The sequence below is a fragment of the Cellulomonas sp. KH9 genome (assembly GCF_900114185.1).
Taxonomy (GTDB): Bacteria; Actinomycetota; Actinomycetes; order Actinomycetales; family Cellulomonadaceae; genus Cellulomonas.
In genome coordinates this window covers 724,554-748,603 of the sequence record NZ_FOSE01000001.1, presented here as the reverse complement: position 1 = coordinate 748,603, position 24,050 = coordinate 724,554, and the positions used below count along the sequence as shown (strand labels likewise).

The 24,050-nt window shown below is 74.0% G+C and carries 18 protein-coding genes; 7 read left to right on the top strand and 11 right to left on the bottom strand.

Going from position 1 to position 24,050, the window contains the following annotated elements; all coding sequences use genetic code 11:
- The first annotated feature begins 119 nt into the window (after positions 1–119).
- Both manD and BMZ16_RS03260 read left to right on the top strand, forming a co-directional pair.
- Entirely contained in the window at positions 120–1,355 is a 1,236-nt protein-coding gene (gene manD, locus BMZ16_RS03265) for a D-mannonate dehydratase ManD (RefSeq protein ID WP_089798141.1), read from the top strand.
- Positions 1,352–3,559, top strand: coding sequence for an alpha-glucuronidase (locus BMZ16_RS03260; RefSeq protein WP_218143303.1), 2,208 nt, complete (start codon positions 1,352–1,354; stop codon positions 3,557–3,559). Before manD ends, BMZ16_RS03260 begins: the two co-directional genes overlap by 4 nt.
- Before the next feature lie 75 nt (positions 3,560–3,634).
- On the opposite strand, the gene BMZ16_RS03255 is transcribed toward BMZ16_RS03260, so the two are convergent.
- The 8 genes from BMZ16_RS03255 to BMZ16_RS03220 form a co-directional block, all read right to left on the bottom strand.
- On the bottom strand, positions 3,635–4,675 hold the full coding sequence (locus BMZ16_RS03255) for an aldo/keto reductase (protein WP_089798140.1): 1,041 nt from the start codon (positions 4,673–4,675) through the stop codon (positions 3,635–3,637).
- 119 nt (positions 4,676–4,794) lie between these two features.
- Positions 4,795–5,277 (bottom strand): type III secretion system chaperone family protein, encoded by a 483-nt coding sequence (locus BMZ16_RS03250; RefSeq protein WP_089798139.1) that lies wholly within the window; start codon positions 5,275–5,277, stop codon positions 4,795–4,797.
- A gap of 89 nt (positions 5,278–5,366) precedes the next feature.
- The gene (locus BMZ16_RS03245; protein WP_089798138.1) at positions 5,367–7,403 is read right to left on the bottom strand and encodes a beta-galactosidase; all 2,037 of its coding nucleotides are present in this window, start codon (positions 7,401–7,403) and stop codon (positions 5,367–5,369) included.
- A gap of 7 nt (positions 7,404–7,410) precedes the next feature.
- Complete coding sequence (locus BMZ16_RS03240) at positions 7,411–8,163, bottom strand: DUF624 domain-containing protein (RefSeq protein ID WP_089798689.1); 753 nt, start codon at positions 8,161–8,163, stop codon at positions 7,411–7,413.
- A complete protein-coding gene (locus tag BMZ16_RS03235) occupies positions 8,163–9,710 on the bottom strand; it encodes a GH39 family glycosyl hydrolase (RefSeq protein WP_089798137.1) in 1,548 nt (515 codons plus the stop codon). The genes BMZ16_RS03240 and BMZ16_RS03235 overlap by 1 nt, the downstream gene beginning before the upstream one ends.
- A gap of 182 nt (positions 9,711–9,892) precedes the next feature.
- Entirely contained in the window at positions 9,893–11,554 is a 1,662-nt protein-coding gene (locus tag BMZ16_RS03230; RefSeq protein WP_089798688.1) for an ABC transporter substrate-binding protein, read from the bottom strand.
- A gap of 88 nt (positions 11,555–11,642) precedes the next feature.
- Entirely contained in the window at positions 11,643–12,569 is a 927-nt protein-coding gene (locus BMZ16_RS03225) for a carbohydrate ABC transporter permease (RefSeq protein ID WP_089798687.1), read from the bottom strand.
- Positions 12,566–13,465, bottom strand: coding sequence for an ABC transporter permease (locus tag BMZ16_RS03220; RefSeq protein WP_089798686.1), 900 nt, complete (start codon positions 13,463–13,465; stop codon positions 12,566–12,568). Before BMZ16_RS03220 ends, BMZ16_RS03225 begins: the two co-directional genes overlap by 4 nt.
- 524 nt (positions 13,466–13,989) lie before the next feature.
- Between BMZ16_RS03220 and BMZ16_RS03215 the strand changes: the two genes are divergently transcribed.
- Positions 13,990–15,024 carry a LacI family DNA-binding transcriptional regulator gene (locus BMZ16_RS03215; protein ID WP_089798136.1) on the top strand — a complete coding sequence of 345 codons (1,035 nt, stop codon included), beginning with the start codon at positions 13,990–13,992 and terminating at the stop codon, positions 15,022–15,024.
- A gap of 3 nt (positions 15,025–15,027) precedes the next feature.
- Here the strand turns inward: BMZ16_RS03215 and BMZ16_RS19505 are convergent, their stop codons facing one another.
- Positions 15,028–17,556 (bottom strand): glycosyl hydrolase family 95 catalytic domain-containing protein, encoded by a 2,529-nt coding sequence (locus BMZ16_RS19505; RefSeq protein WP_218143301.1) that lies wholly within the window; start codon positions 17,554–17,556, stop codon positions 15,028–15,030.
- 72 nt (positions 17,557–17,628) lie between these two features.
- Here BMZ16_RS19505 and BMZ16_RS03205 point away from each other — a divergent pair, with 72 nt between their 5' ends.
- The 4 genes from BMZ16_RS03205 (at position 17,629) to BMZ16_RS03190 (ending at position 21,859) form a co-directional block, all read left to right on the top strand.
- On the top strand, positions 17,629–18,090 hold the full coding sequence (locus BMZ16_RS03205; RefSeq protein WP_089798134.1) for a tRNA (cytidine(34)-2'-O)-methyltransferase: 462 nt from the start codon (positions 17,629–17,631) through the stop codon (positions 18,088–18,090).
- A 36-nt stretch (positions 18,091–18,126) separates the two neighbouring features.
- Positions 18,127–19,953, top strand: coding sequence for a gamma-glutamyltransferase family protein (locus BMZ16_RS03200; protein ID WP_089798133.1), 1,827 nt, complete (start codon positions 18,127–18,129; stop codon positions 19,951–19,953).
- A gap of 214 nt (positions 19,954–20,167) precedes the next feature.
- Complete coding sequence (locus BMZ16_RS03195) at positions 20,168–21,046, top strand: amidohydrolase family protein (protein ID WP_089798132.1); 879 nt, start codon at positions 20,168–20,170, stop codon at positions 21,044–21,046.
- Positions 21,047–21,139: 93 nt separating this feature from the next.
- On the top strand, positions 21,140–21,859 hold the full coding sequence (locus tag BMZ16_RS03190) for a FadR/GntR family transcriptional regulator (RefSeq protein WP_089798131.1): 720 nt from the start codon (positions 21,140–21,142) through the stop codon (positions 21,857–21,859).
- 26 nt (positions 21,860–21,885) lie between these two features.
- On the opposite strand, the gene BMZ16_RS03185 is transcribed toward BMZ16_RS03190, so the two are convergent.
- Both BMZ16_RS03185 and BMZ16_RS03180 read right to left on the bottom strand, forming a co-directional pair.
- Positions 21,886–22,758 carry a hypothetical protein gene (locus tag BMZ16_RS03185; RefSeq protein WP_089798130.1) on the bottom strand — a complete coding sequence of 291 codons (873 nt, stop codon included), beginning with the start codon at positions 22,756–22,758 and terminating at the stop codon, positions 21,886–21,888.
- 218 nt (positions 22,759–22,976) lie between these two features.
- Entirely contained in the window at positions 22,977–24,005 is a 1,029-nt protein-coding gene (locus BMZ16_RS03180) for a LacI family DNA-binding transcriptional regulator (RefSeq protein ID WP_089798129.1), read from the bottom strand.
- Positions 24,006–24,050 lie beyond the last annotated feature (45 nt).

The window sequence follows — 24,050 nt, the reverse complement described above, 5'->3', positions numbered from 1 at the left end:
CGGTGCGACGGTGCACCGTGCGGATCTTGCTGGCAAACGATTGCCAGCCTAGCGTGTCGGGGCCTACTCTCACCAGTGCCCCTCGCGACGTCGCGACCGGGCGGAAGGAGCCTCCCACGATGCCCGGCACGACGATCCGCTCGGCCGAGGTGCTGGTGTCCAGCCCCGGCCGCAATTTTGTAACGTTACGCCTCGTCACCGAGGATGGCGTGGAAGGCCTGGGTGACGCCACCCTGAACGGCCGGGAGCTGGCCGTCGCCAGCTACCTGACCGACCACGTCGTCCCCCTGCTCATCGGCAGGGACGCGCACACGATCGAGGACACCTGGCAGTTCCTCTACCGCAGCGCCTACTGGCGCCGCGGGCCCGTGACCATGGCCGCGATCGCGGCCGTCGACGTCGCGCTGTGGGACATCAAGGCCAAGCTGGCCGGCATGCCGCTGTACCAGCTGCTCGGCGGCGCGTCGCGCAGCGGCATCATGGCGTACGGCCACGCGTCGGGCCGGGACCTGCCCGAGCTCTTCGACTCGATCCGCCAGCACCTCGACGAGGGCTTCCGGTCCATCCGCGTGCAGACCTCGGTGCCCGGCGTCGACGCCGTCTACGGGGTGGCCGCGCAGCCGTCGTCGTCGGGACGCTACGACTACGAGCCCGCGCAGCGCGCGCCCCTGCCGGCCGAGGAGGACTGGGACACCCGGGCCTACCTGCGCCACATCCCGCGGGTGTTCGAGGCCGTGCGCAACGAGTTCGGCCCCGAGCTGCCGCTGCTGCACGACGGCCACCACCGCATGACGCCCATCCAGGCCGCGCGCCTGGGCAAGGACCTCGAGCCGTACGACCTGTTCTGGCTCGAGGACTGCACCCCGGCCGAGAACCAGGACGCGCTGCGCCTGGTGCGGCAGCACACCGTGACGCCGCTCGCGATCGGCGAGGTCTTCAACACCGTCTGGGACTACCAGACGCTGATCCGCGAGCAGCTCATCGACTACGTGCGCTCGGCCGTGACGCACACCGGCGGCATCACGGCGCTGCGCCGCATCCTCGACTTCGCGGCGCAGTACCAGATCAAGTCCGGCATCCACGGGCCCACCGACATCTCCCCGGTCGGCATGGCCGCGGCGCTGCACCTGGACCTCGCGATCCACAACTTCGGCATCCAGGAGTACATGAAGCACTCCGCCACCACGGACGAGGTCTTCCGCACGTCGTTCACGTTCACGGACGGCTACCTGCACCCGGGCCACGAGCCCGGCCTGGGTGTCACCTACGACGACGACGCGGCCTCGCGGCACCCGTACCAGGCGGCGTACCTGCCGTTCAACCGGCTCAAGGACGGCACGGTGCACGACTGGTGAGCGCCACCGACAACGCCCTCGGCACCGCGACCGTCCACCCCGCGTGGCTGCCCGACGCCGCGTTCGCGCCGCTCGGTTCCCGGCGCGTCCTCGTGGCCCTCGGCCCGGACGCCGGGCCGGTCGGCGAGACCGTCGTCGACGAGGTGCGACGGGCGACCGCCACGCACGGCGGGTCGCTCACCGTCCTCGCGCCCGGTGAGGCGCTGCCCGACGCCGCGTCGGTCCGGTCGCACGACCTCGTGCTGGTCGTGGCGTCACGCGCCCACCACCGCGGCAGCGGGGCGGCCCGGCAGGTCCCGCCGCCGGCGCGCGCCGAGGAGCCGCCGCACCCGAACGACCCGCTGGTCGCGGCGGCCACCGACGGCGCGCTCGTCGCCACCGGTGGGCTGGCGGACTTCAGCCAGGACATGTTCGTGCGCGTCCGGACCGCAGGCACCACCGTGGTCGTCGCCGGCGACGCGACGGGCCTGCTCTACGGCCTGCACGACGTGGTGAGGCTCGGCGAGACGGCCTTCGGGGACTGCGACATCGACGTCACCGACCTCCCGGCCGCCCCCGTCCGCATGCTCGACCACTGGGACAACATCGACGTCCACCCCGTGATGGGGCAGGTCGAGCGCGGGTACGCGGGCGGCTCGATCTTCTACGCCGACGGCCGCGTGCGCGAGGACCTGTCGCGCGTCGCCGACTACGCGCGGCTGCTCGGCTCGATCGGGATCAACGCGGTCGCGATCAACAACGTCAACGTCCACCGCACCGAGGCGCGTCTGCTCACCGACGGGCTGGCGGACGTCGCGCGCGTCGCCGACCTCTTCCGCCCCCACGGGGTGCGGACGTACCTGTCGGTGTCGTTCGCGTCGCCGGTCGTCCTCGGCGGGCTGTCCACGTCGGACCCGGCGGACCCCGACGTGCAGGCCTGGTGGGCGGCCGCCGCGGACCGCGTCTACGCGACGATCCCCGACTTCGGCGGGTTCGTCGTCAAGGCCGACTCCGAGGGCCAGCCCGGGCCGTTCGCGTACGGGCGGGACCACGCCGACGGGGCGAACCTGCTGGCCCGGGCGCTGCGCCCGCACGGCGGGACGGTGTTCTGGCGGGCGTTCGTCTACAACCACGAGCAGGACTGGCGCGACCGGCGCACCGACCGCGCGCGGGCCGCGTACGACCACTTCGCGCCGCTCGACGGCCGGTTCGACGACAACGTCGTGCTGCAGGTCAAGTACGGGCCCATCGACTTCCAGACCCGGGAGCCGATCTCCCCCGTGCTCGCCGCGATGCCGCGCACCCGGCTGGCCGTCGAGCTGCAGGTCACGCAGGAGTACACCGGCCACCAGAAGCACGTGTGCTACCTGGGCCCGCTGTGGTCGCAGGTGCTGACGTTCCCCCTGGCCGACGACGCGACGCGGCCCGTGTCGTGGATCGTCTCGGGGCTGCCGGGCCCGGCGGCCGACGACGACACCGGGTTCCTGCCGGCCGGCGGCGTCACCGCCGTGTCCAACGTCGGGGACGACGAGTTCTGGACCGGCCACCCGCTCGCGCAGGCCAACCTGTACGCGTACGGGCGGCTCGCCTGGAACCCGGAGGCGGACCCGGTCGCGCTGCTCGACGAGTGGATCGGCCTGACGTTCCCGGGCGCCGACCCGCGCGTGCGCGAGACGCTGCACACGCTCATGGACGACTCGTGGCTGACGTACGAGGCGTACACCGCTCCCCTGGGCGTCGGGTTCATGGTCGACCCGGGACGGGGGCACTACGGGCCCAACGTCGACGGGTACGAGTACTCCAAGTGGGGCACGTACCACTTCGCGGACCGCGACGGCATCGGCGTCGACCGCACGGTGGCGACCGGGACCGGGTACGCCGGGCAGTACCCGTCGCCGTGGCGCGAGACGTACGAGGACCTGGCCACGTGCCCGGACGAGCTGCTGCTGTTCTTCCACCACGTGCCGTACGGCCACGTGCTGCACAGCGGCGCGACCGTGATCCAGCACATCTACGACACGCGCGCGGACGCCGTCGAGGTCGTCGAGTCGTGGGTGCCCCGGTGGGAGGCCCTGCGCGGGCTCGTCGACGAGCGCCTGCACGCGCGCGTCGCCGAGCGGCTGACCGAGCAGGTCCGGTCCGCCACCGAGTGGCGCGACCAGGTGCGCTCGTACTTCTTCCGGAAGTCGGGGGTCCCGGACGCCTCGGGGCGGCCGATCCACTGACGCCCCCGGGGGGACGCGCGACGGGGTGCTGCCGGGCTCGGCAGCACCCCGTCGCGCGTCATGGGACGGACCGCCTCAGCGGCCCGTCCCATCCACGGCGTGCTCGTCGATCGCGGCCAGCTCCTCGTCCGTCAGCGGCGGTGCCGACAGCGCCGCCACGTTGTCCTCGAGCTGGGCCACCGAGCTGGCGCCGACGAGTGCCGAGGTGATGCGGTCGTCGCGCAGCACCCAGGACAGCGCGAGCTGCGCGAGGCTCTGGCCGCGACCGGCGGCGATCTCCGCCAGTGCCCGCGCCCGCGCCAGGTACGTCTCCGACAGCGAGCGCTCGGAGAGGAACGGGCTCGCGCCGGCGGCCCGGGACCCCGCCGGGGCCGCACCGCCCAGGTACTTCTCCGTGAGCAGGCCCTGTGCGAGCGGCGAGAACACGATCGTCCCCACCCCGAGGTCGCCCACCACGTCGAGCAGCGACTCGGACTGCCCCTCGGCGACGTTCTCGACGTGCCGGTTGAACATCGAGTAGCTCGGCTGGTGGACGAGCAGGCGGACGCCCATGTCGGCGAGCACCGCGTGCGCCGCGCGGGTCTGGGCCGGCGTGTAGTTGGAGACGCCCACGTACAGCGCCTTGCCGCTGCGCACGGCCTGGGCCAGCGCACCCATCGTCTCCTCGAGCGGCGTCGAGGGGTCCGGGCGGTGGTGGTAGAAGACGTCGACGTACTCCAGGCCCATCCGGCGCAGCGACGCGTCGAGCGACGACAGCAGGTACTTGCGGGACCCGCCGTCCTGGTACGGGCCGGACCACATGTCGTAGCCGGCCTTGGTGGAGATGACGAGCTCGTCGCGGTACGGGCGCAGGTCCGCGGCGAGGTGCCGGCCGAGGTTCTCCTCGGCCGCCCCCGGCTGCGGGCCGTAGTTGTTCGCCAGGTCGAGGTGCGTGACGCCCAGGTCGACCGCGCGGCGCAGGACGTCACGCTGCGTGCCGAACGGCGTCAGGTCACCGAAGTTGTGCCACAGCCCCAGGGACAGGGCCGGCAGGTCCAGTCCGGAGCGGCCCGTGCGGCGGTAGGTCATGGACGCGTACCGGTCGTCGGCGGCGCGGTACGGCTGCAGCGCGGGCATGGGAGGGCTCCTCGTCGTCGGGGGTGGGGCCACGCTACGGCCCGTCCACCCGCCCCCCGGGCCGCGCCCTCGCCGCGACGCGCCGGGCACGCCCGGCACGCCGCGGGGAGGGCTTCGCGTCAGCCCTGCTGCTGCGCCCGCGCCGCGGCCGCCTCGGCCGGGAACGCCTCGTCGAGGTGGGCGAAGAGCTGCAGCGACGTGGCGATGCCGCACGCGAGGTGCTGGTCGACCTGGACGTCCGCGACCCCGTGGGCGTAGTCCACCGTGTGCTCGCCGTAGACGCCGAGGACGTCGTCCTCCGCACGCACGTACCCCTTGGGCCACAGGTGGGTCGAGTTCCACTCGTTGACCAGCGCCGCCACCTCCGCGAGGCGCGCGACCCCGACGTCGCGGCTCCAGCGGCCGCGCACCTGCAGCGACTTGTCGTCGGGGCCCAGCAGGAAGAAGTAGAAGAGGTGCCCGTCGAAGTAGCCGCCGACGTCACCGTCCTCGTCGATGCCGTACTCCAGGCCGCGCGCGTCCAGGACCGCGGTGATGCGCTCCCGGTCGAGGGGGGCCAGTGCGGGCGTCGGACCGGACGTGTCGTCGCTGAGGAGAGCCATGGTCGGGGAGCCTAACCACCCCGGGCGGCGCCCGCGCGGCCACCGCGCGGTGGTCCGCCGAGGGTCGTGCAGGTGTCGCGCCGCCCGGCTCAGCCGCGCAGGACCAGGACCTCCGCCGGGGCCAGGGTGAGCGGCGCACCGGCGTGCACCACCCTGCCCGTCAGCAGGTCCTCCCCGGCCACCTGCGCCGTCACCGTGACCGGAGCGTCGCCGTGGTGCAGCACGAACGTGTACGTCGTCCCGTCGGGGGCGACGCGGCGCGTGACCTCGACGCCCACGTCGTCCGCGTGCGGGCCGACCAGCCCGTGCCCGGTCAGCACGTGCCGCAGCACCCGCGCCACACCGTCGTCGTCCAGGCCCGTCGCGACGTGCCAGGCCGTGCCGTCGCCCCGCCGGGCGCGCGTCACGGCGGCCCTGCCCGCGTAGAAGTCGGCGCCGTACGTGCCGACGACCTCGGTGCCCTCGTCGGGGACCAGCAGCTCGAACACCAGCGTCGCGTCGTGCGTCGTCGCGACCCCGTCGAGCTCGAGCGTCACCGGGTTCACGGCACCCGGCACGCCCGAGTCCGTCTCCTCCACCCGCGTGCCGAGCAGCGGGTCGAGCGGCGGCACGCCGCAGTACGCGTTGTCGTCCTCGTCGACGCGCCCGCCGTAGAACGTCGTCACCAGCGAGCCGCCGCGCTCGACGTGCGCGGTCAGGCGCTCGACGACGTCGCCCTTGAGCAGGTGCAGCAGGGGCGCGACGACCACGTCGTAGGGCGCGAGGTCCGCGGTCACCGGGACCACGTCCACCTCGGCGTTCAGGGACCACAGGGCGCGGTGGTGCTGCAGCAGCGTCTGCAGGTAGGAGACGTGGCGGTTGTACCCGTCGGTCATCTCGACCGCCCACCACGAGTCCCAGTCGAGCAGCAGCGCGACGCGCGCCGGCGTGCGGGCGCCCAGCAGGGCGTCCCCGGTGCGCGCCAGACCCGCACCGAGCTCCGCGGCCTCCCGGAACACACGCGTGTCCGTGCGCCCGGAGTGGTCGATCAGCGCGCCGTGGTACTTCTCGCACGCGCCCTTGGACTGCCGCATCTGGAAGTACAGGGTCGCGTCGGCGCCGTGCGCGACCGACTGCCACGTCCACAGGCCCAGCACGCCGGGCCGCTTGACCGGGTTGACGTCCCGCGACGCCGTGATCGACGGCGTCTGCTCCATGACCCAGAACGGCTGCCCGCCCTTCAGCCCGCGCATCGCCGCGTGGGTGGCGGCCATGCGGGCGGCGGTGCGCAGCGGGTCGTCCGGCAGCGGCGGGTAGTTGTCCCACGACACGAAGTCGAGGTCGTCGGCCCAGCGGTGGTAGTCGACGGGCTGGAAGAACCCCATGAGGTTGGTCGTGACCGGGGTGTGCGGGACGCGGGCGCGGATCGCCGCCTTCTCGTCCGCGTACCCCTCGCGCAGGCGGTCCGACATGTAGCGCCGGTAGTCGAGCGTGATGCCCTGGAACGCGGTGTGGTTCGGCCCGCGCCAGTGCTCGGAGAGCATCGAGGGCGGCACGACCTCGTCCCAGTCACCGAAGACGTGGGACCAGAACAGCGTGTTCCACGCCGCGTTCAGCCGCTCGAGCGTGCCGTACCGCGCCCGCAGCCACTGCCGGAACCCCGCCGCGCACAGGTCGCAGTAGCAGGCGCCGCCGTACTCGTTGCCGACGTGCCACGCGACCACTGCCGGGTGCTCCCCGTACCGCTCGGCCAGCCGAGCGGCCATCGCCACGGACAGCCGGCGGAAGTCCGGCGACGACGGGCAGTGGTTGTGCCGCTGCCCGTAGACGTGCCGACGGCCCTCGATGTCGACGCGGCACGCGTCCGGGTACGCGCGCGCGAGCCACGGCGGCATGGCACCGCTCGGCGTCGCGAGCACGACGTCGCGGCCCTGCGCGTGCGCCCGCTCGACGATCGCGTCGAGCCGCGAGAAGTCGTACGCCCCCTCCGCCGGCTCGGTGTGCGCCCACGCGAACACCCCGACGGTCAGGGTCGTGACGTGCGCGAGGTCGAACGCCGCGTCGTCGTCGTCCCACACCTCGGTGGGCCACTGCTCCGGGTTGTAGTCGCCGCCGTAGCGGATGTGGTCACCGGCAGGGAGGGTCACGGGTACCTCAGGGGGACGGGTCGGGCTCGGCGGACGGGGCCGCCGCGGACGGCTCGGGCTCGGGCTCGGCGGACGGGTCGCCGGTGAAGCGGGCCACGGCGTCACGCACGACCGGCTCGGTGGTGGTGACCACCGCGAACGCGAGCGGCCCGGCCAGCATCACCAGCACCCAGTCGGACGTGAACAGGACGATGCCCACGGCCAGCACCACGAGGGACAGCACCCCGAGCGTCACCAGCGGCTTGGCCGCCAGGTAGTACGTCGACAGACGCGCCACGTCCCGCGTGCGCAGGCTCAGGTGCGACGACAGGGCCAGGGCCAGCACCGACCACATGAGCAGCGCCACGGACACCACCACGAGCACGATGCCGTAGCCGGTGGGCACGCCGGCCGTGTCGAGGTGCGCCAGCGAGAACGCGATCACGGCCAGCGCCGCGAGCACCGGCACCCACCACCGCAGCACGTCGAGCGCGTTGAGCCGGTAGCCCCGCCAGAAGTGCCGGGCCGGCACCAGGTCCCGCTCCTCGATGAACCGGCGCCACGCGAACATGGCCGCCGCGAGCGCGGGACCCATGGGCACCAGCAGCAGGGCGACGACCCACACGTTGGAGGCGTCCCCCGTGAGGAAGGGGACGAGCACCAGCGGCACGCCGCCGGTCACGACCGTCAGGGCGCTGATCACCAGCACCCACATCACGACGGCCGCGCCGCGGGACAGCGGGCCGGCGCCGACCTCGTCCAGGTCGTCGCGGCGCGACATCACGCCCGCCCCCGCTCGTGGGCGGCGACGAGGCGGTCGTCCGACACGCCCAGCAGGCGGCGGTCGTCCAGGCCCTCGTGGTGCGTCGGGGACACGGGCGTGAGCTCGACGAACGTGACCTCGTGACGCCCCAGGACGAGGTCGAGGTCCACGCGCCCGTCGGCGCCGCGGGCCAGGTCGTGCTCGACGGCGGGCCGGGCGCACGCACGCAGCACGTCCAGCTCGCGGGCCGTCGGGGACATCGGGCGGCCCATCTCGCGCCACGCGGCGAACGCGTTGCCGTCGTGCTCGTTGACGCGCTCGCGCAGCACGAACGCGGCGTCACCGCGCACCGGCAGCGACAGCTCGACGCGGTGCTCCGCGGCCGTGTCGGCGGCGTCGGTGCCCCCCACGGGCTGCCAGGCCAGCACGGTGACGCGGCCGTCGGGGTCGGCGCAGACCAGGTGGTCCGCACCGCGCGACAGCACGTCGCGGCCCATGCGCGCCATGAACGTGTACAGGTGGTACGTCGGCTTGGCGACCTGCCGGTGGGTGAGCATGCCGAACCCGCCGTGGAAGAACGACGTGGGGACGTTCGCCTCCTCGAACACGTCGCAGAACGTCCAGTACGAGAACGAGTCGACGACGTCGCCGCCGCCCGCGACCACCGGGGCCAGGAACGCCGCGTTGTACGCGGTGTCGTGGATCGGGTTGTCGGGCCGGTAGGAGGTGTTGAACTCCGTGATGTGCACCGGCAGCCCGGCCAGCGCCGTGCCCTCGAGGTAGCGGCGCGGTGCGCCGAACTGGTGCAGCAGGTCCTGCGGCGGCATCTGCGTCTGGTAGACCCCGAACGGGATCCGCTGGACCGGGCCGGACGAGTACGCGTGCCGGCTGACGAAGTCGATCGGCACGTCGCGGCGCGTCACGAAGTCGGTGAACGGCGCCCACCACTCGTCGTCGGAGCCGCCGCAGATGGCAGGCCCGCCGACCTGCAGGTCCGCGTCGACGTCCTTGATCGCGCGCGCCGTCTCCTCGTAGAGGCGGAAGTACGCCTCCTGGTCGGCGTCCTTCCAGAAGACGGTGAGGTTGGGCTCGTTCCACACCTCGATCGGCCAGCGGCGCACCTCCTCGATGCCGTACCGGTCGATCTGGTGACGCACGAACGCCCGCACCAGCGCGGTCCACTCGTCGTGGTCGCGCGGCGGCGTCACGTTGCCCTTCCACCAGAACACCGTCTGGTCGCCCGACGCGAGCTGCGAGGGCATGAAGCCCAGCTCGAGGAACGGCCGGATGCCGACCGACAGGAAGAAGTCGTGCACCTGGTCGACGTACGTGAAGGCGTACCGGGTGTGGGTCCGGCCGTCGACCTCGTCGGTCCGCAGGACGCCCATGTCGTCCGACAGCACGCCGTGGCCGCGGATGTGGTGGAACCCGACCTCGCGCTGCACCTGGGTCAGCGAGTCGCGGTAGTCGGACCGCAGGGCGAGGTTCATGCGGCCGGTGCCGACGCACGCGCGCCAGGCGTCGGGCAGCGGGCCGGTGGGCTGGGCGGGGACGACGGTGCGCACGGGTGCGACCTCCAGGCGACGGTGGCAGGGGGTTCGACGTCCGCCGCGGCGGACGGGGACAACCCTCGCACGTGGCGGTACGTGTCAGGTGAGGCGGTGCAGGGGTCGCACCGGGCGACCTCCGCCGCCCGGCAGCGGAAGGGCCCGGCCCTCGTCGGGGACGAGGACCGGGCCCGCTCCTGTCAGTCGTTCGCGTCGGCGAAGCGCTGCTGCGCGCCGTTCACGACGTCCAGGTACTGCTGCACGTTCTTGCCCTCGAGCTCGGCGACGTACGCGTCCCACTCGTCGAACGAGCGCTGGCCGAGGATGAAGGCGGCGGTGTTCTGCCAGACGTGGTCCTTGAGGGCCGTCGTCCACAGCGACACCTGCTCGCGCTCGAGCTCGTCGAGCGGGGCCGGCGGCGCCACCGGCGCGAGCTCCTTGTCGGACATCGACTCGACGAACTCCACGACCTCGGGCCGCAGCATCGACTGGTCGAGCTCGTCGGAGGAGCCGTGCTCGAGCATCCACACGCCGTTGTGGTAGCCGTAGTCGACGTTGAGCGACTTCGGCGCCCCGGGGTTCAGACCGTTCTGGTCGATCTCCGGCATGAGGGTGCGCTTGCCGTCGGCGTCCTTGGTGTAGGTCTCGCCCTCGACGCCCCACTTGGCGAACTCGAGCCCCTCGTCGGAGTAGAACAGCCAGTCGAGGAACTGGAGCATCGCGAGGAAGTCGTCCTCCTCGGCCACCGACGACGAGAGCATGACGCCGCTGATGAGGCGCCCGCCCGCGACGATGTCGCCGGCCGGACCGCCCGGCACCCGGATCATCGCGACCTCACCGGCGGTGCCGGTCTCGGTCATCGCGGTGCGGATCTTGAGGATCTCCTGGTCGTTCGTCAGCTGCGCGAACGTCTGGCCCGACGCGATCTTGGTGAGGGCCTGGTCGTCCTCCTGGATCAGGCTCTCGGGGTCCATGAGGCCGTCCGCGACGAGGCCGTTGAAGTACTCGAGCAGCTCGCGGTACTCGTCCATGGCGCCGGTGTAGACGAACTCCTCGGCGTCCTCGTCCCACCACACGCCCTCGCCGTAGCCCCAGCCCGCAGCGGTGCCGAAGTTCGGGGCGGCGACGTTGAGGGACGCCTCGAGCGGGCCGTTGGCCGACCAGCGGTCGGACAGCGGGTACTTGTCGGGGTAGGCGGCCTTGACCTTGGCCAGGTCGGCGGCGAAGTCCTCGTAGGTCTCCGGCTCCAGGCTGAGGCCGAGCTGCTCCCACACGTCCTTGCGGACCGCGTACGTGTAGGACGGGCGGACCGACTCACGCAGGCCGGGCAGCACGTAGTACTTGCCGTCCTCCTGGCGCATGCGGTCGATGTCGGCCTGCAGGTCCCACTTCTCGACCTTGTCGAGGAAGTTCGGCATGTGCTCGACGTAGTCGCTGACCGGCAGGATCGCCCCACCCGCGACGAACGCCACCTCCTGGCCGGGGTAGGTCACCGAGATGATGTCCGGTGCGTTGCCGGCGCCGATGGCGATCGACTGCGCCTGCTGCCAGTCCGACAGCGGGGCGGTCTGGATGTCGAACTCGACGTTCTGGTTCTCCTTGAGCTTGGTGAGGATGTCCCAGTCGTCCTTGAGCGGGTAGTTCGGGTGGTCGCGGTACATCAGCCCGAAGCTCACCGGCTCGGTGGCCTTGAACGTCGTGCCGACGCCGTAGTCCTCCATCGCGCCGACCTGGCCGAGGTCGCTCGCCTCGGGCGTCTTCGCCGCCTCGTCGTCCGTGCCACCCGAGCAGGCCGCCAGGGCCAGCGCGAGGGTCGCGGCGGTCGCGGCGAGCGCGAGGGGCCGCTTCTTCGTCGTCCTCATCATTCTCCTTCGGGGTGGAACGTCGTCGTCCTGATCCGGGGAAGTGCACCGCCGCCCGGGGGCAGCGGGGGTCTGAGGGCCTGGGGCCTCACTGCTTGACGGAGCCGAGCATCACGCCCGACACGAAGTACCTCTGCACGAACGGGTAGAGGCACACGATCGGCAGGACGGTGAGCAGCATCGTCACCGCCTTGACGTTGGCCGCGATCTGCGTCGCCTCGGCCGACCCGGCGGCACCGTCGACGCTCGTCGCACCGGCGATGAGGTTCCGCAGGTAGACGGTCACCGGGTAGAGGTCGCGGTGGTCCATGTAGAGGAACGCGGCGAACCACGAGTTCCAGAACGAGACCGCGTAGAACAGGATCATCGTGGCGATGACCGCCTTGCTCAGCGGCAGCACGATCCGCCAGAGCTTGCCGTAGGTGCTCAGGCCGTCGATCTCGGCCGCTTCCTCCAGCTCGGTGGAGAAGTTCTCGAAGAACGACTTCATCACGAGCAGGTTGAACACGCTGATGGCGTTCGGCAGGGCGATCGCCCACACGCTGTTGCGCAGCCCCAGCTCGTTCACCAGGACGTAGTTGGGGATCAGGCCGCCGTTGAAGAACATGGTGAACACGGCGATGCCGATGAACACCTTGCGGCCCTTGAGGTGGTACTTCGAGATCGCGTAGGCGAACGTCGTCGTCAGCACCATCGCGACGAGCGTCGCGACGACGGTGTAGTACACGGTGTTCTGGTAGTTGCGCCAGAACATCGCGTCGCCCATGACGAGCTGGAACGTCGTGACGTTGAAGCCCTTGGGCCACAGGTTGACCTGGCCGGCGTTGATGTACGACTCGGAGCTGAACGCCTGCGCGACGAGGTTGACGAACGGGTACAGCGTGACCAGGGCGATGATCACCAGCAGCGTGCCGTTGACGACGCGGAACGCCGTGTAGGCGCGGGTGTCCTTGACGGCGCGGACCGTCGACTGCGACAGCCGCTCGTCGAGGCGCGTGACGTTCTCGGCGGTCACCACAGGGACGCTCCCACCACTCGACGCGAGATCGCGTTGGCCGACAGGACGAGGGTGAGGCCGATGAGCGCCTCGAACAGGCCGATGGCCGTCGCGTACGAGAACTGGCTCGAGCCGATGCCGACCCGGTACAGGTACGTCGCGATGACGTCGGCCGTCGGGTACAGCAGGGGGTTGTACAGCAGCAGGATCTTCTCGAACCCGACCGCCATGAACGACCCGATGTTGAGGATGAGCAGCACGACCATCGTGGGGCGGATGCCGGGCAGCGTGACGTGCCACGTCTGGCGCCAGCGGTTGGCCCCGTCGATCCGGGCGGCCTCGTAGAGCTGCGGGTCGACCGTGGACAGCGCGGCGAGGTAGAGGATCGTGCCCCAGCCGACGGTCTGCCAGATCTCCGAGCCGACGTAGATGGTGCGGAACCACTCCGCCAGCTGCATGAAGGGGACGGCCTCACCACCGAACGCGGTGACGACCTGGTTGATGGTCCCGCGCATCGCGGTGATCTGGAACACCAGGCCGGCGACGATGACGACCGACATGAAGTGCGGCAGGTACGAGATGGTCTGGACGAGCCGCTTGAAGCGCCGCGAGCGCAGCTCGTTGAGCATGAGCGCCAGCACGATCGGCAGCGGGAAGATGATGACCAGGCTCAGCACGCCCAGGACGAGGGTGTTCTGGAAGACGTTCCAGAACGTGGGGTCGTTGATGAACATCCGCACGTAGTGCAGACCGACCCACTCCTCGCCGAAGATCGACCCGCCGGGCCGGAACCGCCGGAACGCGATGACGTTCCCGAACATCGGCAGGTAGCGGAAGATCAGGAAGAAGACCAGCGGCAGGACCAGCAGCGTGTAGAGCTGCCAGTCGCGGCGCAGCGCGCGCCGCCAGGTCATGTGCCCGGCACGACGCCGGCGGGCCGCCCGGCCGCCGGGCTCCGGGGGGCCGGCGACGGCGGAGTGCGCCGCTGCGGCTGCCGCCGGGTCCCGGAGGGCCGCCTGCGGGGCGCCCCCGGCGACGGTCACACCGTCCGTGGACATGGCTTCACCACCCTTCGGGTGCGAGGAGCACCTGCGCGGTGCCCCGGAGGTGACGGCCATGGCCGTGCGGCGACGGACCGGGCGGAGCCGGGTGCACGTCCTGCTGCTGCGCCTGCATCGATCTCCACGCCCTCGTGGCCGAAATGTGTCGACGGACGATCCCGCCGCCGTGTGGCCGCCACGTTAGGCAAACGTTTGCGGTGCGTCAACCCACGTGACCGAACCGAGACCCGGGAGGCCGCGTCACGGACGTCCGGGCACATCTCGGACAGACCCCCGTGGCCGGTGCTACCGTCGCTCTCGAAACTTGCGAACCCGTCCCGGGTGCGTCGCGCCGGGCCACGGCGGACGCGAGGGGCGCCCCGGTCAGAGGAGAGCACGTGACCACGTCCAGCGACGGCGGTCGGAACGTCACGATCGCCGAGATCGCGGCGCTCGCCGGGGTGTCCGTCCCCACGGTCTCGAAGGTGCTCAACGGACGCGCCGACGTGGCCGCCGGCACCCGCACGCGCGTGGAGGCGATCCTCGAGGAGCACAGCTACCGGCGCCGCCGCGGGCGCGGGGCCGGTGACCCCAACCTCATCGACCTGGTGTTCAACCACATCGACAACGCGTGGGCGCAGGAGGTCATCAAGGGCGTCGAGGACGCCGCCGCCGCACGGCGCGTCGGCGTCGTGCTGTCCGAGCTCGGCGGGGCGCACCGCCCGCAGCAGGAGCTCATCGACGACATCCTGGCCCGCCGCCCCCTGGGCGTGCTGCTCGTCCTGTCGAGCCTGGACGCCACGCAGCGGCACCAGCTCGAGTCCCGCTCGATCCCCTTCGTCGTGGTCGACACGTTCGGCGAGCCGCCCGCGGGCGTCCCGACCGTCGGGTCGAACAACTGGAACGGCGGGCTCATCGCCACCCGGCACCTGCTGTCCCTCGGGCACCGCCGGGTGGGGGTCATCGCCGGCCCGGCCGACGTGCTGTGCTCCCGCGCCCGCGTCGACGGCTACCGCAGCGCGCTCGAGGAGGCGGGCATCCGCCCCGACCCGTCACTCGTGCGGTGGGGCGACTTCCACGTGACGGGCGGGTACGAGCACGGCCTGGAGCTGCTGTCGCGCCCCGACCGGCCCACCGCGATCTTCGCCGGCTCGGACTACCAGAGCCTGGGCGTCATGCGCGCGGTGCGCGAGCTGGGCCTGTCCATCCCCGGGGACGTCTCGGTCGTCGGCTACGACGACATCCCGCTCGCCCAGTGGCTGGGGCCCTCCCTCACCACCGTGCGCCAGCCGCTGCGCGAGATGGCCGGCACCGCCACCGAGATGGTCCTCAGCCTGGCCGCCGGCCAGCGGCCCGCCAACCTGCGGATCGACCTCGCGACCGAGCTCATCGTCCGCGAGTCGACGGCGCCCGCCCCTGCCGGGACGGCCTAGGCCTCACTCCCCCGCGACGACGACCGGCGCCCCCGGTCGCAGCGTGACGTGGCGCCGCACGTCGCCCTCGCGCACGTCGACCACACCGGGCCGGTCCCCCGTCAGGACGGCGCGCACCACCCGACCGTCGCGCCACCGCAGGTCGGCGACCCGCAGCCCACCGCGCAACCGCAGCCCCTGCACACGGCCCGTGGGCCACGCGGCGGGCAGCGCCGGCAGCAGGTGGACCTCCCGGACGCCGTCCGCGCCGCGGCGGTGCGCCTGCACCAGCGCCTCGGCCACACCGGCGGTGAACCCGAGGTTCCCGTCGATCTGGAACGGCGGGTGCGCGCACAGCAGCGAGCGGTACACCCCACCGCGCGGAGGGCCCCCGGCACCGGACGGGTCGCCCGGGAGGTCCGCGTCGACGGGGTGCAGGAAGGCGTCGACGAGCGTCGCGACCCCCGCGGGGTCCCGCAGCCGCGCCCGCAGCGCCAGCCGCCACGCGAGCGACCACCCCGTCGAGTCCGGGCCCCGCGCGTCCAGGGTGCGCGTCGCGGCGGCCGCCAGCCCGGGGGCGGTGTCCGGGTCGACGGACGTGCCGGGGAACACCCGGTACAGGTGCGACTGGTGACGGTGGCCGGGCTCGGCGTCCGGGACGTCCGTGGACCACTCGGCCAGGCGCCCGTCCGCCCCCACCCGCTCGGTGGGCAGGCGCTCGAGCGCACCGTCGACGTCCGCCCGCAGGTCCTCGTCGTGGTCGCCCGCGACCGGCGCCAGGCGTCGCACGTGCTCCAGCAGGTCCCGGACGATCGCCAGGTCCGCCGTGGTCGACACCGACACCGACGCCGAACGCCCGTCGGGCAGCAGGTAGAGGTTCTCCGGGCTGGTCGCGGGGGACGTGCCGAGCGTGCCGTCGGGCAGCTCCACCAGCAGGTCGAGCACCGCGCGCGCCGCGCCGCGCACCACGGGCCAGTGGCGGCGCAGCGCCTCGACGTCGCCGGTCCAGTCGTGGTGGTCGACCACGTGGCGCGCGAGCCACGCCCCGCCCAGCGGCCAGGACGACCAGCTCGCGGAGTCGTGACCGCGACCCGTGGGCCCCGAGAAGCACCAGGGGTCGCTGTTGTGGTGGGCCACCCAGCCGCCCACGTCGTACAGCGTGCGGGCCGTCCCCGCGCCCGCGACGGCCAGCCGGTCCAGCCAGCCCAGCAGCGGCTCGTGGCACTCCGCGAGGTCCCCGACCAGCGTGGGCCAGTAGTTCATCTCGGTGTTGATGTTGATCGTGTAGTTCGAGCTCCACGGCGGACGCACCCGGTCGTTCCAGATGCCCTGCAGGTTCAGCGGCAGGGTGCCGGGACGGGAGCCCGCGACCGTCAGGTAGCGACCGAGCTGGAACGCGAGCACCGCCAGGTGCGGGTCCGCCTCGCCCTGCGCGTGCCGCACCAGCCGCGCGTCCAGCGGCACGTCCGGCACCGGGACGTCGACCAGCTCGAGGTGGACGCGCCCCATCAGCGCCGCGTGGTCGGCGACGTGCCGCGCCGCGACCCCGTCGACGTCGGCGAGCGCCCGGGCCAGCGCCGCGAGGGCGTCGGCCCGCACGCGCGGGCGGTCGCCGTGCAGCGTGGCGGTGGCGGTGTCGTGGTCGGAGGCCGTGGTGAGCAGCACCCGCACGCGACGCGCCCCGCGCACCTCGACGACGCCGTCGACCACCCGCGCGGACGCGCCGGGCCCGTCCACGAGCACCGCGAGCGCGACGGCCGCGTGCACCGCCGGTCCGCCGTACCGCACCGGGTCGGGCGCCTGCACCCAGTCCGGCAGCACGTGCGCCGGCATGTCGACGGTCGCGACGAGGACCGCCGCCCGCGGGTCCGGCGCCTCCGGCGCGGGGTCGGCGCCCGGCACGGGGTCGGCGCCGGGCACGGACGGCGCCGCGGGTGCCGGGGCCGTGGCCCACGGGTGCGGCGAGGCCAGCCGCACCCGCGCGTCGGCGGCCGGGCCCGTGCGCTCCAGCAGCAGCGCACCGTCCGGGTGGCTCACCAGCACGTCCTGCCGCCACGCGCCACCCGCGGTGGACCGCCAGGTCGTCGTGACGACCCCCGTGCCGAGGTCCAGCGTGCGCCGGTAGCCCGCGTCGCCGGCGGCCTGCGGCTGGTCCAGCAGCAGGTCGACCAGCGGCTGGTAGGCCTGCACCCAGCCGCTCTGCAGCCGCGCGAGCTCCGCCTCCGCCGCGAGCGGGTCGCCCGCGGCCAGCAGCTCGCGCGCCCGTCGGACCACCTGCGGTGCGCCCCCCGGGGGCAGGGGCCCGACCGGCTGCGGCGGCCCGTCCAGCGGCGCCCCGGACCAGCACGTGTCGTCGTTCACCGGCAGGCGCTCGTGGTCCGTGCCGCCGTGGACCATCGCGCCGAGCCGGCCGTTGCCGACCGGGAAGGCGTCGGTCCAGGTGCCTGCCGGGGCGTCGAGCCGCAGGACCAGCCCGGGCGCGCCCGTGCCGCGCCCCGTCGTCGTCCCGTCCGCCGTGCCGTCCGTCGTCGTGCCCGCGTCGATCACGCCCACACCCAACCACCCCCGCCGCGGGCACCCCGGGCCCCGCGCGGGGCGTGTCGCCCGGAGTGGCAGGATCGAGCGGTGCACGTCGCCTTCCACGAGCCGCGGATCCCCGGCAACACCGGCAACGCCATCCGCATGTGCGCGGGCACCGGGGCGACCCTCCACCTCGTCGAGCCGCTCGGGTTCGAGCTGTCGGAGGCCCGGCTGCGGCGCGCGGGCCTCGACTACCACGACCTCGCCCACGTCGTCGTGCACCCCGACCTCGAGGCGCTGCTGGCCGCGCTGCCCGGGTCCCGGGTGCTCGCGTTCACCACGGGCGCCACCCGCCGCTACACCGACGTGGACTGGCGCGACGACGACGTCCTGCTGTTCGGTCCGGAGCCCACGGGCCTGTCCACCGCCGTGCTGGACCACCCGCGCGTCACCGACCGGGTGCGGATCCCGATGCTGCCGGGCCGCCGCTCGATGAACCTGTCGAACGCGGCGGCGGTCGCCACGTACGAGGCGTGGCGCGTGCTCGGCTTCCCCGGCGGGCAGTGAGCCGCCGACGCCGGCACGCCGTGGCACGCTGACCGCATGTTCACGACCCGCCCGGTCCTGACCGGCACGTTCGGCATGGTCACCTCGACGCACTGGCTGGCGAGCGCCGCCGGCATGCGGGTGCTGGAGGCGGGCGGCAACGCGTTCGACGCGGCGGCGGCAGCGGGGTTCACGCTGTCGGTCGTCGAGCCGCACCTCAACGGCCCCGGTGGCGACGCCCCGGTCATCGGCCACCGCGCGACGGACGGTCGCACGTTCGTCGTGTGCGGGCAGGGCGTGGTGCCCGCGGCGGCCACGACCGCGGCGTACCGGGACCTGGGCGTCACCGAGGTCCCGGGCACGGGGCACCTCGCGGCGGTGGTCCCCGGCGCCTTCGGGGCCTGGCTCGACCTGCTGACGCGCTACGGCACCCTGTCCCTGGCCGACGTGCTCGGCCCCGCGGTCGGGTACGCCCGCGACGGGTACCCGCTGGTGCCCGCGGCGGCGCGCACCATCGCGACGGTGGCCGACATGTTCCGCACGCACTGGCCGAGCAGCGCCGCGGTGTACCTGCCCGGCGGGGTCGTCCCGGCGGCGGGCGCCCGCTTCGCCAACCCGCAGCTCGCGGGCACGTTCGAGCGCCTGCTGGCCGAGGCGGCCGCGGCGGGCGCGGACCGTGAGGCGCAGATCGAGGCGGCGCGCCGGGCGTTCTACGAGGGGTTCGTCGCGCAGGCCGTGGACGCGTTCGTCACCGGTACCCCGGTCATGGACGCGACGGGCCGGGCGCACACCGGGTTCCTGCGGGCCGACGACCTGGCCGCGTGGCGCGCGACCGAGGAGCCGACCGTCGCCGTGCCGTTCGCGGGCGTCGAGGTCCACAAGACGGGGCCGTGGGGCCAGGGGCCGGTGCTGCTGCAGCAGCTGCGGATGCTCGAGGCGCTGGGCGTGGCCGACCTGGTGCGGGAGGCCACGTCGGGGGACGACGCGGCCGGCCCGACGGCCGAGCTGGTGCACGTGGTGGTGGAGGTGGCCAAGCTCGCCATGGCCGACCGCGACGCCTGGTACGGCGACAGCGCCCCGGTGCCGCTGGCGGCCCTGCTGTCGACGACGTACGCGGCCGAGCGCGCGCGGCTGGTGGGACCGGTCGCGGACGGCGGGTTCCGGCCCGGCAGCCCGGACGGCCGCACCCCCCGGCTCGCGGCCGCGCTGGTCGCCGCGCGGGCGGCGGCGGACGCCGGCGCGGCCCCCCGGACCGCCGTCGGCCTCGGCGAGCCCACCGTCTCGCCGATCGGTCTCAGTCCGGGCGACACGTGCCACGTCGACGTCGTGGACCGCTGGGGCAACCGGGTGTCGGCCACGCCGTCCGGCGGGTGGCTGCAGTCGAGCCCGGTGGTGCCCGGCCTGGGGTTCTCGCTGCCGACCCGCGCGCAGATGTGCTGGGTCGAGGACGGGCTGCCCGCGAGCCTGCTGCCCGGCCGCCGGCCGCGGACGACGCTGAGCCCGGGGCTCGTGCTGGGCGACGGCGGCCACGGCGTCGCGTTCGGCACGCCCGGCGGGGACCAGCAGGACCAGTGGACGGTGCCGTTCCTGCTGCGGCACCTGCTGGGCGGGCTGGACCTGCAGGCCGCGATCGACGCCCCGACCTGGCACTCGGCGCACGTGCACCAGTCGTTCCACCCCCGGTCGCACACCCCGCGGGGTCTGGTGGCGGAGCAGCGCCTGGGGGCCGACGTCCTCACGGCGCTCGCCGCGCGGGGGCACGCGGTGCAGGAGGCCGCGCCGTGGTCACTCGGTCGGCTCAGCGCGGCCGGCGTGGGACCGGACGGTCTGCTCCGCGCGGCGGCGGACGCGCGGGGGCAGCAGGGCTACGCCACGGGTCGATGACTGGGGCCGGCCGCGCACTGTGACACGTGCACGTCAGGGCTGTGACCTGGGCAGTCACGGCATCCGGGCGACCCTGGACGGCGCGTGAACGTTCAACATCGCGGCCCCGCAGACATTGGATGTCTCACCCAGTCACAGGCCTCATTATGAGGGTTCTATGAGGGATTGACCGCTGCGACGATTCAGACATCGGAGCACCGCTACCGTCGAGGACATGCCCTACGACGTCGTGGATGCGCATCTGCAGGTGTGGGACCCGGAGTCGGTCCATTACCCGTGGATGTCGCAGGACCCCTCCCTCCTGCATCGCACCTACCGAGTCCGTGACGTCGGCGGAGCACTGGACGAGCACCACGTGGACGGCGTGGTGCTCGTCCAGTCCGCCGACAACCGCGCGGACAGCGAGCACCTGCTGTTCCAGGCGCTGTGCTCGCCGCACGTGCTCGGTGTGGTCGCGTGGGTACCCCTCCACGCGCCGGACGAGGCCGCGACCCAGCTCGACCACTGGCGCGTCGAGCCCGTCGTGGGCATCAGCCACCACGTCGACCGGGAGCAGGACCCGCAGTGGCTCCTGCGCGACGGCGTCGACGACGGGCTGACCCTGCTGACCGAGCGGCGCCTCGTGCTCGACCTGCCCGCCACCACCCCGGAGCTGCTGCGGCACGTCGCCACCGTGGCCGACCGGCACCCCAAGCTGACGATCGTCCTCGACCACCTCGGCGCCCCGCCCCTGGCCGCGCGGCGCGCCGGTGACACCGCCGCGTGGCAGCGCTGGACCACCGCGCTCGAGGCGGCCGCCGAGGCCCCGAACGTCGTCGCCAAGCTGGCCGGCCTCGGCCGCGCCGCGGGCCCCGGCTGGACCGTGGACGACGTGCGCCCCGCCGTGGACCACGCGCTGGACGTGCTCGGCCCGGACCGTCTCATGGCGGGCAGCGACTGGCCCACCGCCCTCGACGCCCACGGGTCCTGGCACGAGGTCTGGGGCGGTCTGCGCGCCACGCTCGACGGCCTCGACGACGCCGCGGTCGCCCGCGTCATGGGGCGCACCGCGGTCGAGACGTACGGCATCCCGCCGCTCGTCCCGGAGCGCTGAGACACCGGGCGCCGGGACACCGAGCGCCGAGTCACCGAGCCCCACCGACCGCCCCGACCGACCGCCGCAGCGGACGACGACGGAGACGAGCACGTGTCACGCACCCAGGACGTCGTCGAGGACGTCCAGCGCCTGATCCTGGACGGTGGCCTGCGCCCCGGGGACCGCCTACCGGCCGAGAAGGAGCTCGCGGCCGAGCTGGGCGTCTCCCGCGGGTCGCTGCGCGAGGGCGTGCGCGCCCTCGTCGTGCTGGGGATCCTCGAGGCGCGGCACGGTGACGGCACGTACGTCACCGACCTCGACGCGGCCACGCTGCTCGCACCGCTGGCCTTCCTCGCCGACCTGCCCGGCGACCAGGCCCCGCTGCACGCCGTGCGCGCCGTCCTGGAGACCGAGGCCGCCGGCCTGGCGGCGATGCACCTGACGGACGCCCACCTCGCCCGCGCCCGCGCCGCCCTGGACGACACGGCCCGTGCGCTGGTCGCCACGCGCACCGACCCGGCCCGCCTGGCGGCCGCGGACCTCGCCTTCCACCGTGCGATCGCCGACGGCTCCGGCAACACCGTCCTGTCCGCGCTGCTCGACGCCCTCGCGGGCGGGCACGCGCGACGCCGCGTCTGGGACGAGCTGCACGACCTGGCCGGGGACCGCACGTTCGAGGACCACGACGCGATCCTCGCGGCCGTCGCCGCACGCGACCCGGACCGCGCACGGCTGCGGATGGCGATGCACATGGTGGCGGTCGAGGACCTGCTCGCCACCGCCAGCGGTGACGGGCCCGCGCCCCGCCGGCGCGCGGCCGCCACCGCCTGAGCCGCGCGGCGGGAGCCCGGGACCCGTCATCCGCCCGCCCCGGTGGGGTGCCCGCAGGCCGCGAGCACGACCTCGTACAGCGCGCCGCGCAGCGCGTCGGACGCCGCGACGTGGAACACCGGCTGCGGCACACCGTCCACCTCGGTGCGCAGCCCCAGCACCGTGCCCCGCTTGTCCTCCGCGATCGCGTGCAGGTCGCACCGCGCCGGCACGACCGGCAGGACCACGCGACCGTCGGCCGGCGGCGCGGCGGAGTCCACGTCCACCGCCCAGTCGACGTCGGCGCCCGGGGGCCGCAGCAGCGTCGTCGAGCGCACGGCCGTCAGCCGCACGTGCGGCCCGCCGGGCACGGGCCGCACCAGCAGCGTCAGGTCCGCCACGACGTCCCCGTCCACCTCCCGCACCGTCAGCTCGTCGGACAGCCGGACGTCCAGGCCCGCGGCGACGGCGGCACGCGCACAGTCCTCGCCCCGGATGCGGCGCAGGTCGTCGGTCTCGTCGGTGGGGGTCACGACGACCGTCCCGGCACGGCCGTCGGCGGTGGAGACGTCGAGCGCGACCCGGGCGCCGGGGTCCGCGTCCGGCGCCCCGTCGCACCGGGTGGCGTCCAACGGCACCCGCAGCCGCCGCATCCGGTCGGCCTCCACCACCCGCCCCTCGTCGGTGGCGCCGCCCACGGACGTCCCGGTCAGGCGGGCACGGGTGACCGTGACGTCCAGCGGGCCGGTGTTGCGCACCTGCAGCTGCACGATGCGCGCCACCCGGTCGGTGCGTGCCTGCGCGACCTCGACCTCGAACGTCACCGCGGCCGGCAGGGTCGCCCGCGGTCGCGCGTCGCCGGCGGTGCACGCCGCGACGGCGAGGGCCCCGGCGAGCACGCCGGCCAGGGCCGGGCCCACAGCCCTCTGCTGCCCTCCTGCCCGCCCGCTCCCTGCCTGCCCGCCTGCCCGCCCGCTCCCTGCCCGCGCGCTCATGGGTCGAGCGTGGCACCGCGCACGTCGCCGCGGTAGGCCGCGGACGACCGGGTGGGCGGGTGGTGCACCCGCCTCGGGCGGCGCACCTCAGGCGACGCACCTCGGGCGACGCACCTCAGGCGGCGCACCTCAGGCGGCGCACCTCAGGAGGTGCGCTCCGGGGTCGAGGCGCGCAGCACGACCTCCGTGGGCACCGTGGTCACGCGCGGCTCCGCGGACCGGTCCGCGAGCGCGAGCTCGGTGGCCAGCCGGCCCACCTCCACGAGCGGCACGCGGACGGTGGTCAGCGGCGGCACCACGTCCCGCAGCGTGAGGATGTCGTCGAACCCCGCGAGCGCGAGGTCCTGGGGCACGCGCACGCCCAGGTCACGGGCGGCGGCCAGGGCGCCGAGCGCCATGACGTCGTTCACCGCGAACACGACGTCGACGTCCGCCCCCACGGCCAGCAGCTCGCGCATGGCCGCCTCGCCGCCCTCGTGCGTGAACTCCCCCGGCAGCACGTGCGCGGGGTCCACCGGGGACCCCAGGGCGGCGAACACGTCCGCGAACGCCTCGCGCCGCTCCCGCGCGGTCAGGTGCGTGAGCGGCCCACCCAGCACGGCCGGGCGCCGGTAGCCGCGCGCGTGCAGGGCACGGGCCAGGGCCGCGGCCCCCGCGGCGTTCTCGACGACCACCGTGTCGACGCCCAGCACCGGCTGCCCGACCAGCGCGACCGACCCGCCCGCCGCGGCGTAGTCGGCGAGCGCGGTGCGCATGACGTCGTTCGCCTCGTCGTCGTCGTACCGGCTGCCGGCGACGACCACCGCGCGGGCGCGCTGCCGCTGCAGCAGCCGCACGAGCTCGACCTCACGCTCGGGCTGGTGCTGCGTGCTGGTCAGCGTGACCTGCAGGTCCGCGGCGTCGGCGGCGCCGGTGACGCCCGCCGCGATCGACGAGAAGTACGGGTCGGTGATGTCGTGCACCACCAGGCCGACCGACGTCGTGCGGCCGCGTGCCATGGCCTGCGCGTTGGCGTCGGGCGTGTACCGCAGGCGCTCCGCGGCCGCGAGCACCCGGTCCCGCAGGTCCGGGCGGACCGTGCGCGTGGCGCTGCCGTTGATGGCCCGCGACGCGGTCGCGAGCGACACCCCCGCCTCTCGGGCGACGTCGCTCAGGGTCACGCTGGCGGCCATGGTCGAAGGCTAGGGCACGCGCAGGTGCCGCGTGGCCGGTCACGC